The following is a 16064-nucleotide window of genomic DNA, read 5'->3' on the forward strand; positions in this document are numbered from 1 at the left end:
CGATACCGGCCGGGGTGTCACCGCAGCAGCTCCCGCAGGCGGGCGCCCTGGCGGTCCCAATGCCAGTTCTGCTCGACCCACACGCGGCCCGCGGCGCCCATCGCGGCCGCCTTGTCGCGGTCGGTGAGCAGCTCGACGAGCGCATCGCTGATCTGCTCGACCGAGCGTCCGTGCACGACCAGCCCGGTCTCGCCCTCCCGGACGGTCTCGGGCGCGCCCCCGGAGCTGCCCGCCACGACCGGCACCCCGGTCGCCGACGCCTCCAGAAAGACGATGCCGAGGCCCTCGACGTCCAGGCCCGCGCCGCGGGTGCGGCACGGCATGGCGAAGACGTCGGCGATGGTGTGGTGGGCGGCCAGCTCACCCGAGGGCACCCGGCCGGTGAACACGACACTGTCGGTGACGCCGAGCGCCTCGGCCAGCCCGCGCAGCCGTGTCTCGTACGGTCCGCCGCCCGCGATCACCAGGACCGCGCCGTCGACGCGCTCGCGCACCTCGTTCATCGCGACGATCAGCATGTCCTGGCCCTTGCGCGCGACCAGGCGCGACAGGCACAGCACCGTCGGCCGGTCGCCGAGGCCGTAGCGGGCGCGCAGTTCGGCGCGCGCGGCCGGGTCGGGCCGGAACTCGGCGGGGTCGACACCCGGCGGCAGGTACTCGAGCGCGGCCCGTGGGCCGAACGCCGAGGCGAACCGGCCGCGGGTGTACTTGCTGACATAGGTGACGACATCGGTGTTCTCGCCGATCGAGCGCAGCACCTGGCGCGCACCGGGCAGCATCGACCAGCCGACCTCGTGGCCGTGGGTGCTGGCCAGGATGCGCTCGGCACCCGCTCGCCGCAGCATCGGCGCCATCGCGGCCAGTGGCGCGGCGGCGCCGAACCAGACGGTGTCGCAGTCGTGCTCGCGCAGCAGGGCGCCCGCCCGCTTGATGACGCCGGGGGTCGGCACCATGAGCGTCGTCGGGTGCCGAACGACGCGGAACTTCTGTGCGGCGTCGAACTTCTCGTGACTGTCACCACGCCAGCGCGGTGCGTAGACGACCAGGTCGTCCGGCGGCAGCTGATTCGCCAGCGCGTGCAGATACGACTGGATTCCACCCGGCCGAGGCGGGAAATCATTGGTAACCAGCAGAGTTCGGGCCATAAGTGAACAACCTAATAGGTAAGCGTTACGGAGTGACTCGAGGAGGGGCGGTGGTCAGACGGCGCGGCCGTGCAGCCAGGCGCGCCAGCCGTCGAGCAGCTCGGTGCGCGAGGCGCCGAGCACGGCGTGGAAGGCGGCGTCCTGGGCGGCGGGGGATTGTGGGCCGGTCGCGAGCCGTTTGTACAGCTCGGTGAGGGTGGCCGGGCCGTAGCGATCGGCGAGGAAAGCGCACGTGCTCCACGCGGATTCGTAGGCGATGGCGGCGTCGGTCCCGGTGAAGTCGGCGTCGCCGATCAGGTCGGTGGGCAGGGCGCCCGCGCGCAGCCGGGTGGTGAGCGTCGGGGCTATCTGGGAGAAGGTGTTGCCCCGGCCGCGCTGGGCGACGTACTCGGCGTAGCCCTCGAGCATCCACAGCGGCGCGCCGTCGGTGGTGACGCCCCTGGTCGCGACGTGGGTGAGCTCGTGCCGCAGCAAAGTCGCCAGGCCCTCGTCACCGACCCGGCGGCGCGCGTCGGGATTGAACACGATCCGCTGGTCGGTGGGCCTGGTGCCGGGTGCGTAGGAGCCGGTGAGCGACACGGCAGCCACATCCGCGGTGGTCGCCGCGCCGGCCGCCCTGGTCAGGGCGGTGAACTCGGTGGGCGTCCCCGCGACGACGATCACCGGCGCGCGATTCCAGTCGACACCCCACACGGCGCTCACATCGGTGATCGCCAGTTCGAGTTCGTGTGCGAGGACATCCAGATCGGCACGGTGATCAGGGTGGGCCACCAGCAGCGCGTCGGCCTCGCCGCCCGCGGCGACGCGGCGCACCAGGATCGGGCCGAAGGGCTGCAGGTCGCGCCGCACCGGCGTCAGCCGGGGGTCGTCGATTCCCTCGGTGGTGTCGAGCACCTCGGCCTCGTCGGTGGCCAGCTGCAGCGGGCCCGTGTTGCGCGGTACCAGGATCAGGGCGAGGCACGCTCCGGTCAGCAAGGTGATCGAGGCGAGCGTGAGGAAGAATTCGAGGCGGCCGTTGGCCGAGAACCAGGAACGGAGGCCGGACGTGCGGCGGCGGGACGGATCGGTCACCGTCGGCTCAGTATCGCCGGGCCGAGTGGTACGGGGTGGTGTTGATCGGCGCGACGGCCACCGGCACTCCGAAGGTGGAGGCGTGCACCATCATGCCGTTGCCCGCGTAGATGCCGACGTGCGAGATCTCGGGATAGAACAGCACGACATCGCCGGGCTGCAGGTCGTCCTTGGCCACCGGGGTGCCGAAGCTCGCCTGCTGGGAGCTGGTGCGCGGCACGTTCTTGCCGACCTGCTTGAAGGCCCACTGCACGAGCCCGGAGCAGTCGAACCGGTCGGGGCCGGTGGCGCCCCAGACATACGGATCGCCGACGCGGGTCAATGCCGCGGCCAGCGCGCTGGTGCCGCTGCCGGGGACCAGGCCCTGCAGCAGCGAATCACGATCGAATCCGGGCGGGAACGGCGAACCGGCCAGCGTGGACTTGTCCCTGGCCGAGAGCGCACCCCAGGCCTCGACGACCTGGGTGGTGGCCACGCCGAGATCGTTGCGCTTGCGGTCGACGTCGGCGCGGACGGACTCCGCGGCCGTGGTCGCGGCGCGGGCGGTGTCGGCGGCGGCGCGGGCGACGGATTCGGCGGCGGTGGCCGAGTCGGCGGCCTTCTTGAAGTCGCGCACGCTCGCGGCGGTCTGCTGGGAGAGCACGTCGAGCGTGGACATCTTGTCCAGCAGCTGCTGCGGCGAATTGCTCGACAGCACCGCGAACATGCGATCGGTGCGCGCGCCGGTGTAGGTGGCGATCACGGTGCGATCGATCATCGGCTGGAACTTGCGCACCTCGGCGCGGGCGGCATCGGCGACGGCGGTGCTCGCGGCCAGCTTGTCGTCGGCCTCGCGCTGGACCGACAGCTTGGCGTCGAGGTCCTGCTGCGCGGTGAGGGAGGCCTGGTTGAGCGCCTCGGCCTGCCGGGACAGATCGATCATCCGGGCGATCGCGTCGCCGGCGGTGGTCGGCAGGGCGACCGGATCGGCGAGGGAGGGGCCTGCGGCATAGGCGGCGCACACCAGGATCGCGGCGGACATGGCTCCGGCGATGCCACGCGGCACGCGCGGATTCCGGTGGTGTGCAGTCACAGTGCGCCGCGCCCCGTTCTCTCGTTGTCCGCCGATACAGCGCTTTACCCGAACCGGACCCTCTCGTCTGGCGAGAAGGTCTCGATCAGGTTACGGAACTGCGTATGCCCGTGTCCAGTAGGCCACGGAGAGGTCACGGTGCGCCCTTCCTCGCGAACGACGCACCGTCCCTGCGATCAGAAGCGGCGCGCGCCCGCGAACGGCATCGAGGAGACCGGCGCGAGCTGCACCGGGGTGCCCGCGGTGGAGGCGTGCACGACATTGCCGTCGCCCGCGTACAGGCCCGAGTGGCCGCCGCCGTAGAACGACACCAGGTCGCCGGGGCGCAGGTCGTCGATCGAGACCGGGGTGCCCGCACCGAGCTGGGCGCCGCTGGTGCGCGGCAGCTCCATGCCGGCCTGGCGGTAGGCCCACTGGACCAGACCCGAGCAGTCGAAGGCGTCCGGGCCCGCGGCACCGTAGACGTAGGGGGAGCCGACCTTGCTCAGCGCGGCGTCGAGCGCGATGTCCGCGGCGGTGGCACGCGGCGCGGTGAACACCGGCGGCGCGCCGGGGATCTCGATGCCGGGGACGCCCTGGGGGATCGGGATCTCGTTGGGCACCTCGAAGGTGCCGATGCCGGGAACGGTGACCGGCGTCGCCGCCGCGGGAGCGGCAGGCAGGAGGAACGCGCCGATGGTGGCAGCGCCGACGGCTCCGGCGGCAACGGCTCGCTGCGCCTGACGCTTGACGGTGTTGGTCGCCATGATGCGGTACTTCCAATCTGCCCCACGACGCCGTGTCCGTATGACGCGGCGGGCTTCGTCCCGGTGCACCGTTTCCGGCTGAGGGGACTCCGTGAGGTCTCAAAAAGGTTACGAAGACATCACGGTGGTTTGTAAAGTCGGACAGCGGTCCGGGAAGCAAATTCGGCGATATCGGCCGGCTTCGGCTGCGAGCTGCGTCACACCAATCACGAAACGATAACGCCAGGTCGCCCCCGGGGAGTTTCCGGGCTGCTACCCGGCGCGTCGCAGTGGGCCTTGTTGCGGCCTATTGGTCTACCTCTGGGGGTAAATCCCCAGGTCGTCTCCGCGCGTCGCGTTATTGACCGGTCGGTCGCCCAGTCGTACGCGCAGGCGGCGCGCCGCCTGCCCTGGCGTGCCCAGATCGGTAATCGCTCTTACCCGATGAAATTCGGCGCGGTTATGTGATTTCCAGCAAACTGTGATCCCGGTCTCAATCGGGTCTGATCAAGGTCATTTTGTTCGCATCGGAACGAAAGTCTCGCGGTGAATTGTGGCGGCATCCAAGTCGGCACCCGCCGGAGCAGGGTCCCGGTGGGTGGGACTCGACGTTTGCCGGTTCCGTGAATCCTGTTGCGGCGGTTAGGGTACGGCCGAATGACCGGAGTTCGAAGGGGGCACGGGTGGCCGACGACCAGGTATTGACCGACTTGCTGACGATGGTGGAGCGCAGCCCGGAGGTGCTCGCGCTGCGCGTGTGCGTCGTCGAGCTGTATCTCGACCGGGGGCGCTACGCCGACGCACTGGCCCACTGCGGCGTCGCGCTCGGCCATCATCCCGGAAACGAGCAGGTCCTGGCGCTGATGACGCGCTGCACGCACGCACTGTCCGGCGGTTCACCCGCGCCGGCGCCCGTCCCCGCGCCGGAACCGAGGCGAGCGCCGGAGTACGACTGGGACGCCGCGGAGGATCAGGTCGGCGACATCATCGCACCGGCCTTCGTCGACGCCGCGCCCACCGAGTTCGTCACCGACGACGACGCGGCCACGGTGGAGCGCCCGACCCTGCGCCTGGCCGATGTCGGCGGCATGGACGAGGTGAAGCGCCAGCTCGACCTGACCCTGCTCGCCCCGCTGCGCAATCCGGAACTGGCCAAGGCGTTCGGCACCTCCGCCCGCGGCGGGCTCCTGCTCTACGGCCCGCCCGGCTGCGGCAAGACCTTCCTCGCCTCGGCGGTCGCGGGCGAGCTGGGCGCCAACTTCTATCCGATCGAGATCGCGGACATCCTCGATATCTATACGGGCGCCAGCGAGCGCAATGTGCACAGCATCTTCGAGATGGCCCGTCGCAACGCGCCGTGCGTGCTGTTCCTCGACGAGGTCGACGCGCTCGGCCACAAGCGCAGCCAGATGCACGGCTCCTCGACCATGCGCACGGTGGTCAACCAGCTGCTCACCGAGATGGACTCGGCCACCCACAGCAACGAGGGCGTCTTCGTGCTCGGCGCGACCAACCATCCGTGGGATGTCGACGTCGCCCTGCGCAGGCCGGGCCGGTTCGACCGGATGATCTTCGTCGGCCTGCCCGACGCGCCCGCCCGCCGCTCGATCCTGCACTACAACCTGCGCGACCGGCCGGTGGCGGGCATCGACCTGGCCGCGCTCGCCGCGCACACCGAAGGACTCTCCGGCGCCGACCTGGCCCACGTGTGCACCTCGGCCACCCAGCTGGCGATGGCGGACTCCATGCGCTCCGGTGAAGTGCGCCCGATCGGCATGGCCGATGTGCAGGCCGCGCTGGCCCAGATCCGGCCGAGCACCGGCGCCTGGTTCGAATCCGCCCGCAATGTGGTCGAATTCGCCAACGGCGACGGCAGCTATGACGATCTGGCGATATATCTCAAGCGGATGAAACAGCGCTGAGTCGAGTGCGATGAGCGAACAACAGCTCGACCGGGCCGCCGCCCTGATCGACCTGGGTCGGTTCGAGGCGGCGCGGGCCGAGCTGGCGCCGGTGCTGGCCGCCGAACCCGACAACAGCGACGCCCACGCCCAGCTGTCCTACAGCTGGCTGCGATCCGGTGCGAACGCCACCGCCGCCGAGTCGGCCCGCACCGCGCTGCGCCTGCACCCCGAGAACGTCTTCGCGTGGAAGCTGCTCGGTTTGAGCGAGCACGGGCTCCACGGTGAGCTGGTCGAATCGGACCCGACCGCCGCCCTCGACCACGAAGAAGCGGCGGTGCACGCGGCCTCCCGGTGCGTCGAACTGGATCCGTGGTCGGCCGAATGCCATCGGATCCTCGCGACGGTCGTGGCGCACCGTGACCGCAACGCCGCGCTGGCCGCCATCGACACCGCCGTCGAGCTGGAGCCGGAGAACTCGGTCTTGCACATGGTGCGCGGCCGGGTGTTGTGGCTGGGCGCCAAGGTGATCTCGAAGCGGGCGGCGGCGGGTCGGGCGGCGATCGAGGAAGCGTTGCGGCTGGACCCGGACAATGTCGAGGCGCTGTTCCTGCTCGGTAACCACGCCGTCCAGCGGCGCCGGTGGGCCGAAGCCGAGCCGTGGTTGCGGCGGGCCGCCGAGCTCGATCCTTCCTACGGGCCGGACGTGCGTGAACTGCTGGCACAGATTCCGGAACCGTCGTCGGCCACGTCCGGCTCATCGACCGCGCCGCCACCCGCCGAGGTGGCGAAGGAATCCCCGCCGGTGCGGCCTGTGCGGCGGCCCGAACCCGCGTGGCGCCAGGAATACCTGGGCACACCGAGTTCCGGCGGCGGTGTCGGTGGAAGGGTGATCATCGGCCTGACGGTCTTCCTCGTCTGCCTGATCGTGCGAGGCGTCATGAACGCGGGCACGGATTCCCCGTCCACCGGTCCGACCTCGCGAACGCTGCCCTCGTACTACCGGCCGCCGCCGACGTATCTCCCGCCGCCGCGGACGTTTCCGGTTGATCGGCTGCCGACGGGCTACCCGTGGCCGACGCCGCGCCCCCGCGTGACGCTCCCGCCGAACTGGTCCCCGCAGACCGGCAACTGAGTCCGGCACGGCGAGCTTGTCGGACCCCCGTCCTACGCTGCTCGCCGTGCCCGACCCCGTACCGCTCCCGGCTGCCGCCCGTCAGCTGGCCTTCGACGAACTCGACACTCCGCTGTACGACACCACCTTCGTCGTTGTCGACCTGGAAACGACCGGGACCAGCCCGGACGGGGATTCGATCACCGAGATCGGGGCGGTGAAGGTACGCGGGGGAGAGGTGCTGGGGGAGTTCGCGACACTGGTGAATCCCGGGTTCGCGATCCCGCCCGCGATCGTCCAGATCACCGGGATCACCACGGCGATGGTGTATGAGGCGCCGCGGATCGAGGCGGTGCTGCCGGGCTTTCTCGAGTTCGCGGCGGGCGCGGTGCTGGTGGCGCACAATGCCCGCTTCGACACCGCGTTCCTCAAAGCCGCTGCGGCGCGCCAGGACATCACCTGGCCCAACCCGCAGGTGCTGTGCACGGTGAAGCTGGCGCGACGGGTACTCACCCGGGACGAGGCGCCCTCGGCGCGGCTCGGGGTGCTGGCGCAGATTCTCGGTGCGTCGACCACGCCGACGCACCGCGCCCTCGACGACGCCCGCGCCACCGTCGACGTGCTGCACGCGCTGATCGGCCGGGTCGGCAACCAGGGCGTGCACAGCCTCACCGAGCTGCTCGACTACCTGCCCGGTGTGACCGGAACCCAGCGGGCCAAGCGCACTTTCGCCGGCGATCTGCCGTCCGCGCCCGGCGTGTATCTGTTCCGCGGTCCTTCCGACGAAGTCCTCTATATAGGGACTGCCGTGAATCTGCGCCGCCGCGTCCGCAACTACTTCACCGGTTCGGAGACCCGCGGCCGGATGAAAGAGATGGTGGCACTGGCGATCCGGGTGGACCACGTGGTGTGCGCGCACGGCCTGGAAGCGGGGGTGCGCGAGCTGCGCCTGCTCGCCGCGCACGCGCCGCCGTACAACCGCCGCTCGAAGTTCCCCCGGCGCGGCTGGTGGCTCACCGTCAGCGACGAGGCCTTTCCCCGGCTCGTCGCCGTGCGCACCCCGACGCGAACAGCATTGGGGCCGTTCACTTCTCGTACCGACGCCGTCGACGTGGCCGCGACGATCGCCGAGTTCGCCGGACTGCGGACCTGCGCCACCCGGCTCACCCGCGCGGCGAAGCACACCTGCCCGCCCGCGGTGGTCGGCGGCTGCCCGGCCGCGCGCCCCGAGGCCGACTTGGACGCCGCCGGCTATGCGCCGGCGGTCGACGCGGTGCGCGACCTGTTCACCGGACGCTCCGACGCGCTGCTGCGCGCCATGCTCGACCGAATCGAAACACATTCCGCTGCCGAACATTTCGAGGCAGCGGCGCGTCTGCGTGACCGCACCGCCACCGTCGTCACCATGCTGCACCGCACCCAGCGCCTGGCCGCCCTGGCCCGCGTCGCGGAACTGATCGTCGCCCTGCCCGACGGCGCAGGCGGCTGGGAATTCTCGGTCATCCGCTACGGCCGCCTCGCCGCAGCCGGTACTGCCCGCAGGGGGACTCCGCCGATGGCGGTCGTCGACCAGATCGTCGCGGCCGCCGAAACCGTGATCCCCGATCTGGGCAATGCCGCATCGTCCAGGAGCGGGGCTCACCTGATGCCCGATCAGGAGGCCGCGACGGTCGCGGACGCCGAGTTCGCCGATGCGGCGCTGTTCGGTGACGAGCCGCCCGCCGACGACGACATCCCGCCGCTGCTCGGCGCATCTCCCGAAGAAGTCGGTGTCATCGCCCGCTGGCTCGCCAAGCCCGGCGCCCGCATCGTCCGCACCAGTGCGGGCTACCGCGAACCACTGCACGGCGCCGCCCGCTGGAAAGGCTGGGCGCAGCTGGCGCGCACCGCGGCGACCACCAGGAGCGCGGAGGAGCAATACCTGGCGCAACGGTGACCGCGCGGCCGGAGGATCATGGAACCGCGTGTCACATGCCGGTGGCAGCGGGAGAAAGGGCGAACCGCGGATGTTCGTGAAGGTGTGTGGTCTGACCACCGAGGAACAGATCGACTGGGCCGTCGAGCTCGGTTACTCGGCGATCGGCGTCATGGTCACGCCCAAGAGCAAGCGGTACCGCACGCCCGAGCAGGCCCGTGCCCTCGCCGACTACGCGCGCGGCCGGATCACCACCTTCGTCGTCGCCCTGGAAGCGGCCGAGGTCGCCGAGGTGGCCGACGCGTTCGACGTCGTGCAGCTCTACCAGTGGGCCGACCTGCCCAACCTGGCGTTCTGCTCGTCCACCCCGCCCGCACCCGAGCAGACCAGCGAATACTTCTTCTACGACGCCAGCGCGGGCTCCGGGATCTTCGAGGAGTTCCCCGACTGGGTGCGCGCGCTGCCGGGCAAGGTCGTGCTGGCCGGTGGGCTCGACGCCGACAACGTCGCCGACACCATCGCCCGCCACCGCCCCTACGGCGTCGACGTGTCCAGTTCGGTGGAATCGGCGCCCGGCGTGAAGAGCCTCGACCTGATGCGACGGTTCAAAGCGGCCACCGAGCGGCCCGAAGTTCTAGGCGTACCTCCGCATCCGCTCCGGCCATGCGCGAGAGACTGAGGAGCGCTGTCGCGCCTGTGCTCATTAGGCTGATCCCATGATTACCGCGATCGTGCTGATCCAGGCCGAGAACTCTCGTATCCCCGAGACCGCGCAGGCGCTCGCCGACACCGCAGGAGTCGCCGAGGTGTACTCCTGCGCCGGTGATGTCGACCTGATCGCGATCGTGCGGGTCCGCGATCACGCGCGGGTTGCCGACGTGGTCACCAGCGGCATCGACAAGGTGGCCGGCGTGGTCCGCACCACCACCCACATCGCCTTCAAGTCGTATTCGAGCGCCGACGTAGAAGCCGGATTCTCGCTGGGGGAGTGAGGTTTTCGCTCGCTCAGCCCTCGTCGAGGGTCTGGGTGAGCTCGGCCCAGCTCTGCAGCAGCTTCGCCGCCGCGCCGCTGTCGACCGCGGCCGCGGCACGCTCGAGCCCGCCCGCCAGCGCGGCGTCCAGATCCAGGTCGACATCACCGGCTCCGCGCGAGAGGTCGTAGGCGACGATCGCGGCGGCGGAGTTCAGCAGGGTCGCGTCGCGCACCGGACCGGGCGTCCCGGCGAACACCTCGCGGGCGATCCGCGCGTTGACCTCGGCGTCGCCGCCGCGCAGCGCGTCCAGGTCGACGCGGGGGATACCGAGCCGCGTCGGATCGATCACGGTCTGCCTGATCCGCCCGCCGCTGACCACCCACACATCGGTGAGGTCGGAGGTGGTGATCTCGTCGAGCCCGTCGCGCCCGCGCACCACCAGCGCACTGGCCTCCCGTTCGGCGAACACGCCGGCGATCACCGGCGCGAGGTCGGCGAACGCGCAGCCGATCAGCCCCGCCCGCGGCTGTGCCGGGTTGGTGAGCGGCCCGAGCACGTTGAACACGGTCGGGATACCGATCTCCTTGCGCGCCGGCCCGGCGAAACGCAGCCCGGCATGGAACAGCGGCGCGAAGCAGAAACCGATGCCCGCCTCGCGCACCGACTGCGCCACCGATTCCGGGCCGAGCGCGAGCCGCACGCCCAGCGCCTCCAGCACGTCGGCGCCGCCGGACTTGGACGAGGCGGCCCGGTTGCCGTGCTTGACCACCGGCACCCCGGCCGAGGCGACGACCACCGAGGACATGGTGGAGATGTTGACCGAGCCGGACCGGTCGCCGCCGGTGCCGACGATGTCGACCGCGTCGCCGTCGACATGGACCAGGCGGGCGTGCCCGAGCATGCCCGCGACCATGCCCGCCAGCTCGGTGGGGGTGGGGCCCTTGATCTTCATGGCGACGCCGAACGCCGCGATCTGGGCCGCGGTGGCGTTGTCGGTGAAGATCTCGTCGATCACCCAGGTGGTGTCGTCCGCGGCCAGGTCACCGCCGTCGGCGAGGGTTCCGAGCACCTGGGGCCAGCTGCGCACGCTCATCTGCTCCGCATCCTTCGTTCGACCGACACCGTCGCGCGAACTCTTCTAGCGCGCGCCTGCATTGCGCAACCTTATTGCGCCGCTGAGCAAGTTTAAGGGGCGGGACGAGGCGGCTGCAGCGCGTCCCAGCCCTCGGCGACACCGTCGTGTCGCTGCGCGAGCCCGGCCATTCGCGAGCGTTCCTGCGAACAGGTCAGCGGGTCGAGCAGCTGCACCCGCTGCAGGATGATCGGCACCAGCTCGCCGGCGGCCGCGTGCACCGGCTCGGCGCGCGTGTACCCGTCATATCCGGCGATCTCGCAGGCCGCCTCGAGCTGCCCGGCAGGCAGGCGCAGGTGGTGGCGCAGCACCGCCTCGGCCTCCCGATCCAGGCCGGTCGCCCGGTCCAGCACCGCCGAGCAGGCCTCGACGTCGTCGAAACTCGACGCGACCACGACGAGATCGGCCCGCGCGGGGTCGAGCGCCTGCGCGTTTCCGCCGAACAACCGCCGCCACATCCGCACCACGACCATCGCCGCCTCCTCGTCTCAGGTTATCCACATCCAACGCTGTCACAATCGGTCGTCACGTGATCGTCGCCAACACGCCGACCGACGTCGCGGACCCCGTCTGTGCGTGGGTTTTCCGCCCTGCGCGACAAACTTTCGTACCCGGGTACAGCTGTCGTACTACGAAGAGTCATACTTACCCCGTGACGACCGCAGTAGGCACCCCAGGATCGGCCATTACTCAGCGTGTGCATTCGCTGAACCGGCCCAACATGGTCAGCGTCGGAACCATCATCTGGCTGTCGAGCGAGCTGATGTTCTTCGCCGGCCTCTTCGCCATGTACTTCGTTGCGCGCGCGCAGGCGCACGGCAACTGGCCCCCGGAGCCGACCGAGCTGAACATGACGCTCGCCATCCCGGTGACGGCCGTGCTGATCGCATCGTCGTTCACCTGCCAGATGGGCGTGTTCGCCGCGGAGCGAGGCGACGTGTTCGGCCTGCGCCGCTGGTACCTGATCACCCTGGCGATGGGCACCTTCTTCGTGTTCGGCCAGGGCTACGAGTACTACCACCTGGTGCACGAGGGAACCTCGATCGCAGGCAGCTCCTACGGCTCGGTCTTCTACATCACCACCGGCTTCCACGGCCTGCACGTGATCGGCGGTCTGATCGCGTTCGTGTTCCTGCTGATCCGCACCACGCTGAGCAAGTTCACGCCCGCGCAGGCGACAGCCGCGATCGTGGTGTCCTACTACTGGCACTTCGTCGACATCGTCTGGATCGGGCTGTTCGCCACGATCTACTTCGTCCGCTAGCGGGCGCACAGCATTTGCACAAGTCGGTTCCGTCTACTCCAAAGGGACACAGATGAGTTCATCTCCCCCGTCGGCCCCAGAGCCCGCTGGCCCCGGCAACGGTCAGGCCGCCAAGACGCGTAAGCAGCGTCGCGTTCGCCGTCGTATCGCGGGCGGTCTCGCGTTGCTGGTGGGTCTGGTCGGGGCCGGCTTCCTGGCCACGGCGCTCACTCCCGAGCCGCAGATCGCCACCGCGCACGAGGATCAGTCCGCGCTCATCCGCGAGGGCAAGCAGCTCTACGACACCTCGTGCATCACCTGCCACGGCGCCAACCTGCAGGGTGTGGAAGAACGCGGCCCCAGCCTGATCGGCGTCGGCGAGGCCGCCGTCTACTTCCAGGTGTCCACCGGCCGCATGCCGATGACCCGCAACGAAGCCCAGGCGATGCGCAAGCCGGAGAAGTTCGACGCGCATCAGACCGACGCGCTCGGCGCGTACGTCGCCGCCAACGGCGGTGGCCCCTCGGTGATCCGCGACGCCAACGGCGAGATCGCGCAGGAATCGCTGCGCGGTGACGACATCGCCCGTGGTTCGGAGCTGTTCCGCATGAACTGCGCCTCCTGCCACAACTTCACCGCCCGCGGTGGTGCGCTCTCCAGCGGCAAGTTCGCGCCCACCCTGGCGCCGGCCAACGAGGCGCAGATCTACAACGCGATGGTCACCGGCCCGCAGAACATGCCGAAGTTCTCCGACCGGCAGCTGTCGCCGGAAGAGAAGCGCGACATCGTGGCCTACGTCAAGAACGCGGCCGAGGAGAAGGCGCCCGGCGGCTGGGACCTCGGCGGTTTCGGTCCGGCGACCGAAGGCCTCGCCATCTGGGTCATCGGCATCACCGCCGTGGTCGGCGCCGCGATGTGGATCGGATCCAGGACATGATCGGTCAGCACGCGGAGACGAGCATGTCGGATAGGACACAGCCATGAGTGGACAGGAGCGAAGCGACATGGGTCGCGAACCCACCGAAGACGAACTGGACGCGATGACGCGTGACGAGCTGGTCGAGCTCGGTACCGCGCGTGACGACGTCGAGGTCGCGTACCGCGGCGAGCGGTGGCCGGTGCCGGGCACCCGCGCCGAGAAGCGCGCCGAGCGCGCGGTCACGTTCTGGTTCGCCATCTCCGGCCTGGCCGCCGCCGCGCTGATCGGTGTCTTCCTGTTCTGGCCGTGGGAGTGGAAGGGCAACCGCCAGGACGGCCACCAGGCCTACGCGCTGTTCACCCCGCTCGTCGGCCTGACCTTCGGCATCTCGGTGCTGGTCATCGGTATCGCCGTCGTGCTGATCCGCAAGCGGTTCATCCCCGCCGAGATCTCGATCCAGCAGCGCCACGACGGTCCGTCGGACGAGGTCGAGCGCCGGACCCTGGCGGCCGAGCTGCAGGACGCGCTCGACACCTCCACCCTCGGTCGCCGCAAGATGATGCTCGGCACCGCGGGCGCCGGCGTCGGCGTGCTCGGTATCGGCTCGCTGCTGCTGTTCATCGGCGGCATGGTGAAGAACCCGTGGGCCAAGGGCGACAAGTCGCCGCTGTGGGTGTCGGGCTGGACCCCGGACTACCCGGGCGAGACCGTCTACATCCGTCGCGACACCGGTCGTCCACAGGATGTCGTGCTCGTGCGTCCGGAAGACCTGGATGCCGGCGCGATGGAAACCGTGTTCCCGTGGAAAGAGAAGTGGCGCGGCGACGAGCACGAGACGCTGCAGTCGCTGCGTGGCATCCGCAACGCGGTCATGATGATCCGTCTGCGCACCGCCGACGCGGAGAAGGCGATCAAGCGCAAGGGCCAGGAGAGCTTCAACTACGGCGACTACTTCGCCTACTCGAAGATCTGCACCCATCTCGGTTGCCCGACCTCACTGTTCGAGCAGCAGACCAACCGCATCCTGTGCCCCTGCCACCAGTCGCAGTTCTCGGCGACCGAGTGGGGTAAGCCGGTCTTCGGTCCGGCCGCCCGCGCGCTGCCGCAGCTGCCGATCACCGTCAACTCCGAGGGCTTCCTGGTCGCCAACGGCGACTTCATCGAGCCGCTCGGCCCGGCCTTCTGGGAGCGTCGTTCATGAGCACTCTGGTGGCGAACCAAGCCAACGAGATGGACGAGCGGTATCGCGCCGCCGCGTTCGTGAAGCGGTCGATCAACAAGGTCTTCCCGACCCACTGGTCGTTCCTGCTCGGTGAGATCGCGCTGTACGCGTTCATCATCCTGCTGCTGTCGGGTGTGTACCTGACGCTGTTCTTCGACCCGTCGATGGCGCACGTCACCTACGACGGCGCCTACCAGCCGCTGCGCGGCGTCGGCATGTCGCGGGCGTACGAGACCGCGCTGAACATCTCCTTCGAGGTGCGCGGCGGTCTGTTCGTCCGGCAGATCCACCACTGGGCGGCCCTGCTGTTCGCGGCGTCGATCATCATCCACCTGTTCCGCATCTTCTTCACCGGCGCGTTCCGCAAGCCGCGTGAGGCGAACTGGGTGATCGGCTCGCTGCTGCTGATCCTGGCGATGTTCGAGGGCTTCTTCGGCTACTCGCTGCCCGACGACCTGCTCTCCGGTACCGGTCTGCGCGCCGCGTTCTCGGGTATCACCATCGGTATCCCGGTGATCGGTACCTGGATGCACTGGCTGATGTTCGGCGGCGACTTCCCCGGCGACATCATCATCCCGCGCCTCTACATCGCGCACGTGCTGCTGCTGCCCGGCATCATCCTGGCGCTGATCGGCGCGCACGTCGCGCTGGTCTGGTACCAGAAGCACACCCAGTTCCCCGGTCCGGGCCGGACCGAGAACAACGTGGTCGGCGCGCGCATCGTGCCGGTGTTCGCCGCGGACCAGGGCGCGTTCTTCGCGTTCACCCTCGGCATCGTCGGCATCATGGGTGGTGTCCTGCAGATCAACCCGATCTGGAACCTGGGTCCGTACAACCCGTCCCAGGTCTCGGCGGGTTCACAGCCCGACTTCTACATGATGTGGACCGACGGCATGGCGCGCCTGATGCCGCCGTGGGAGCTCTACCTGGGTCGCTACACGATCCCGGCGGTGTTCTGGGTCGCCATCGTCATGGGTCTGGTGTTCACCCTGCTGATCGCCTACCCGTGGATCGAGAAGCGCCTCACCAACGATCACACGGCGCATCACAACCTGCTCCAGCGTCCGCGCGACGTGCCCGTGCGCACCGCCATCGGTGCCATGTCCATCGCGTTCTACGTGGTGCTGACGCTGTCGTGTGTCAACGACATCATCGCGTTCAAGTTCGACATCTCGCTGAACGCGACGACCTGGATCGGCCGCATCGGCGTGCTGCTGCTGCCGCCGCTGGCGTACTTCGTGGCCTACCGGTTCTGCATCGGCCTGCAGCGCAGTGACCGGGCGGTGCTCGAGCACGGCATCGAGACCGGTGTCATCAAGCGCCTGCCGCACGGTGAGTACATCGAGGTGCACCAGCCGCTCGGCCCGGTCGACGACCACGGCCACGCGATCCCGCTGGAGTACCAGGGCGCCCCGGTGCCCAAGAAGATGAACAAGCTGGGTTCGGCGGGCAAGCCGGGCACCGGTAGCTTCCTGCGGGCCGACCCGAAGGCCGAGTCCGACGCCTACTTCGAGAACGAGCACCTCGAGGAGCACAAGATGCTCACCGCGCTCGCGAACGAGCAGGCACGCGCCAACGGTGGCGAGCCGCACGGTCACTGACCGCGTATCGAAGCACAACGAGAAAGGCCC

15 protein-coding genes are annotated in these 16064 nt (G+C 69.6%); 9 read left to right on the forward strand and 6 right to left on the reverse strand.

All coding sequences use genetic code 11. The features are described 5' to 3' along the window. Positions 1-17 precede the first annotated feature (17 nt). The 4 genes from ACFVAV_RS22895 to ACFVAV_RS22910 all read right to left on the reverse strand — a co-directional run bounded on the left by ACFVAV_RS22895 (position 18) and on the right by ACFVAV_RS22910 (position 4034). A complete protein-coding gene (locus ACFVAV_RS22895; RefSeq protein WP_379037143.1) occupies positions 18-1145 on the reverse strand; it encodes a glycosyltransferase family 4 protein in 1128 nt (375 codons plus the stop codon). A 54-nt stretch (positions 1146-1199) separates the two neighbouring features. Beyond that, positions 1200-2216: a hypothetical protein gene (locus tag ACFVAV_RS22900; RefSeq protein WP_379037144.1), complete on the reverse strand. Its 1017-nt coding sequence runs from the start codon at positions 2214-2216 to the stop codon at positions 1200-1202. 7 nt (positions 2217-2223) lie between these two features. Next, on the reverse strand, positions 2224-3237 hold the full coding sequence (locus ACFVAV_RS22905) for an NlpC/P60 family protein (RefSeq protein ID WP_379037203.1): 1014 nt from the start codon (positions 3235-3237) through the stop codon (positions 2224-2226). Between the two features lie 227 nt (positions 3238-3464). Beyond that, the gene (locus tag ACFVAV_RS22910) at positions 3465-4034 is read right to left on the reverse strand and encodes a C40 family peptidase (protein WP_379037145.1); all 570 of its coding nucleotides are present in this window, start codon (positions 4032-4034) and stop codon (positions 3465-3467) included. 662 nt (positions 4035-4696) lie between these two features. On the opposite strand from ACFVAV_RS22910, the gene ACFVAV_RS22915 reads away from it, so the two are divergent. From ACFVAV_RS22915 to ACFVAV_RS22935, 5 genes are all read left to right on the forward strand, one after another. Next, on the forward strand, positions 4697-5935 hold the full coding sequence (locus tag ACFVAV_RS22915; protein ID WP_379037147.1) for an ATP-binding protein: 1239 nt from the start codon (positions 4697-4699) through the stop codon (positions 5933-5935). A gap of 10 nt (positions 5936-5945) precedes the next feature. Next, the gene (locus ACFVAV_RS22920) at positions 5946-7049 is read left to right on the forward strand and encodes a tetratricopeptide repeat protein (protein ID WP_379037148.1); all 1104 of its coding nucleotides are present in this window, start codon (positions 5946-5948) and stop codon (positions 7047-7049) included. 46 nt (positions 7050-7095) lie between these two features. After that, the gene (locus ACFVAV_RS22925; protein ID WP_379037149.1) at positions 7096-8964 is read left to right on the forward strand and encodes a DEDD exonuclease domain-containing protein; all 1869 of its coding nucleotides are present in this window, start codon (positions 7096-7098) and stop codon (positions 8962-8964) included. Positions 8965-9034: 70 nt separating this feature from the next. After that, the gene (locus ACFVAV_RS22930; RefSeq protein WP_379037150.1) at positions 9035-9622 is read left to right on the forward strand and encodes a phosphoribosylanthranilate isomerase; all 588 of its coding nucleotides are present in this window, start codon (positions 9035-9037) and stop codon (positions 9620-9622) included. Between the two features lie 37 nt (positions 9623-9659). Next, positions 9660-9935, forward strand: coding sequence for an Lrp/AsnC family transcriptional regulator (locus ACFVAV_RS22935; protein ID WP_379037151.1), 276 nt, complete (start codon positions 9660-9662; stop codon positions 9933-9935). Between the two features lie 13 nt (positions 9936-9948). Here ACFVAV_RS22935 and trpD read toward each other — a convergent pair whose 3' ends face one another. Then, positions 9949-11010, reverse strand: a complete 1062-nt coding sequence (gene trpD / locus ACFVAV_RS22940; RefSeq protein WP_379037152.1) for an anthranilate phosphoribosyltransferase — start codon at positions 11008-11010, stop codon at positions 9949-9951. Between the two features lie 92 nt (positions 11011-11102). Continuing rightward, positions 11103-11522, reverse strand: a complete 420-nt coding sequence (locus ACFVAV_RS22945; RefSeq protein ID WP_379037154.1) for a hypothetical protein — start codon at positions 11520-11522, stop codon at positions 11103-11105. A gap of 179 nt (positions 11523-11701) precedes the next feature. Between ACFVAV_RS22945 and ACFVAV_RS22950 the strand changes: the two genes are divergently transcribed. Genes ACFVAV_RS22950 through ACFVAV_RS22965 form a run of 4 tightly spaced genes read left to right on the forward strand, consistent with a single transcriptional unit; the run spans position 11702 to position 16034 of the window. After that, positions 11702-12313, forward strand: coding sequence for a heme-copper oxidase subunit III (locus tag ACFVAV_RS22950; RefSeq protein WP_379037155.1), 612 nt, complete (start codon positions 11702-11704; stop codon positions 12311-12313). Between the two features lie 52 nt (positions 12314-12365). Next, complete coding sequence (locus ACFVAV_RS22955) at positions 12366-13229, forward strand: c-type cytochrome (RefSeq protein WP_379037156.1); 864 nt, start codon at positions 12366-12368, stop codon at positions 13227-13229. A gap of 43 nt (positions 13230-13272) precedes the next feature. Then, positions 13273-14412 (forward strand): ubiquinol-cytochrome c reductase iron-sulfur subunit, encoded by a 1140-nt coding sequence (locus tag ACFVAV_RS22960; protein WP_379037157.1) that lies wholly within the window; start codon positions 13273-13275, stop codon positions 14410-14412. Beyond that, positions 14409-16034, forward strand: a complete 1626-nt coding sequence (locus ACFVAV_RS22965) for a cytochrome bc complex cytochrome b subunit (RefSeq protein ID WP_379037159.1) — start codon at positions 14409-14411, stop codon at positions 16032-16034. Before ACFVAV_RS22960 ends, ACFVAV_RS22965 begins: the two co-directional genes overlap by 4 nt. Positions 16035-16064: the final 30 nt, after the last annotated feature.

This window comes from Nocardia sp. NPDC057663 (assembly GCF_042799895.1).
Classification (GTDB): Bacteria; Actinomycetota; Actinomycetes; order Mycobacteriales; family Mycobacteriaceae; genus Nocardia.

Coding starts and splice junctions, on each gene's coding strand:
- ACFVAV_RS22895 (WP_379037143.1), bottom strand. CDS start 1,145: ATGGCCCGAACTCTGCTGGTTACCAATGATTTCCCGCCTCGGCCGGGT.
- ACFVAV_RS22905 (WP_379037203.1), bottom strand. CDS start 3,237: ATGTCCGCCGCGATCCTGGTGTGCGCCGCCTATGCCGCAGGCCCCTCC.
- ACFVAV_RS22910 (WP_379037145.1), bottom strand. CDS start 4,034: ATGGCGACCAACACCGTCAAGCGTCAGGCGCAGCGAGCCGTTGCCGCC.
- ACFVAV_RS22920 (WP_379037148.1), top strand. CDS start 5,946: ATGAGCGAACAACAGCTCGACCGGGCCGCCGCCCTGATCGACCTGGGT.
- ACFVAV_RS22930 (WP_379037150.1), top strand. CDS start 9,035: ATGTTCGTGAAGGTGTGTGGTCTGACCACCGAGGAACAGATCGACTGG.
- ACFVAV_RS22935 (WP_379037151.1), top strand. CDS start 9,660: ATGATTACCGCGATCGTGCTGATCCAGGCCGAGAACTCTCGTATCCCC.
- trpD (WP_379037152.1), bottom strand. CDS start 11,010: ATGAGCGTGCGCAGCTGGCCCCAGGTGCTCGGAACCCTCGCCGACGGC.
- ACFVAV_RS22945 (WP_379037154.1), bottom strand. CDS start 11,522: ATGGTCGTGGTGCGGATGTGGCGGCGGTTGTTCGGCGGAAACGCGCAG.
- ACFVAV_RS22955 (WP_379037156.1), top strand. CDS start 12,366: ATGAGTTCATCTCCCCCGTCGGCCCCAGAGCCCGCTGGCCCCGGCAAC.
- ACFVAV_RS22960 (WP_379037157.1), top strand. CDS start 13,273: ATGAGTGGACAGGAGCGAAGCGACATGGGTCGCGAACCCACCGAAGAC.
- ACFVAV_RS22965 (WP_379037159.1), top strand. CDS start 14,409: ATGAGCACTCTGGTGGCGAACCAAGCCAACGAGATGGACGAGCGGTAT.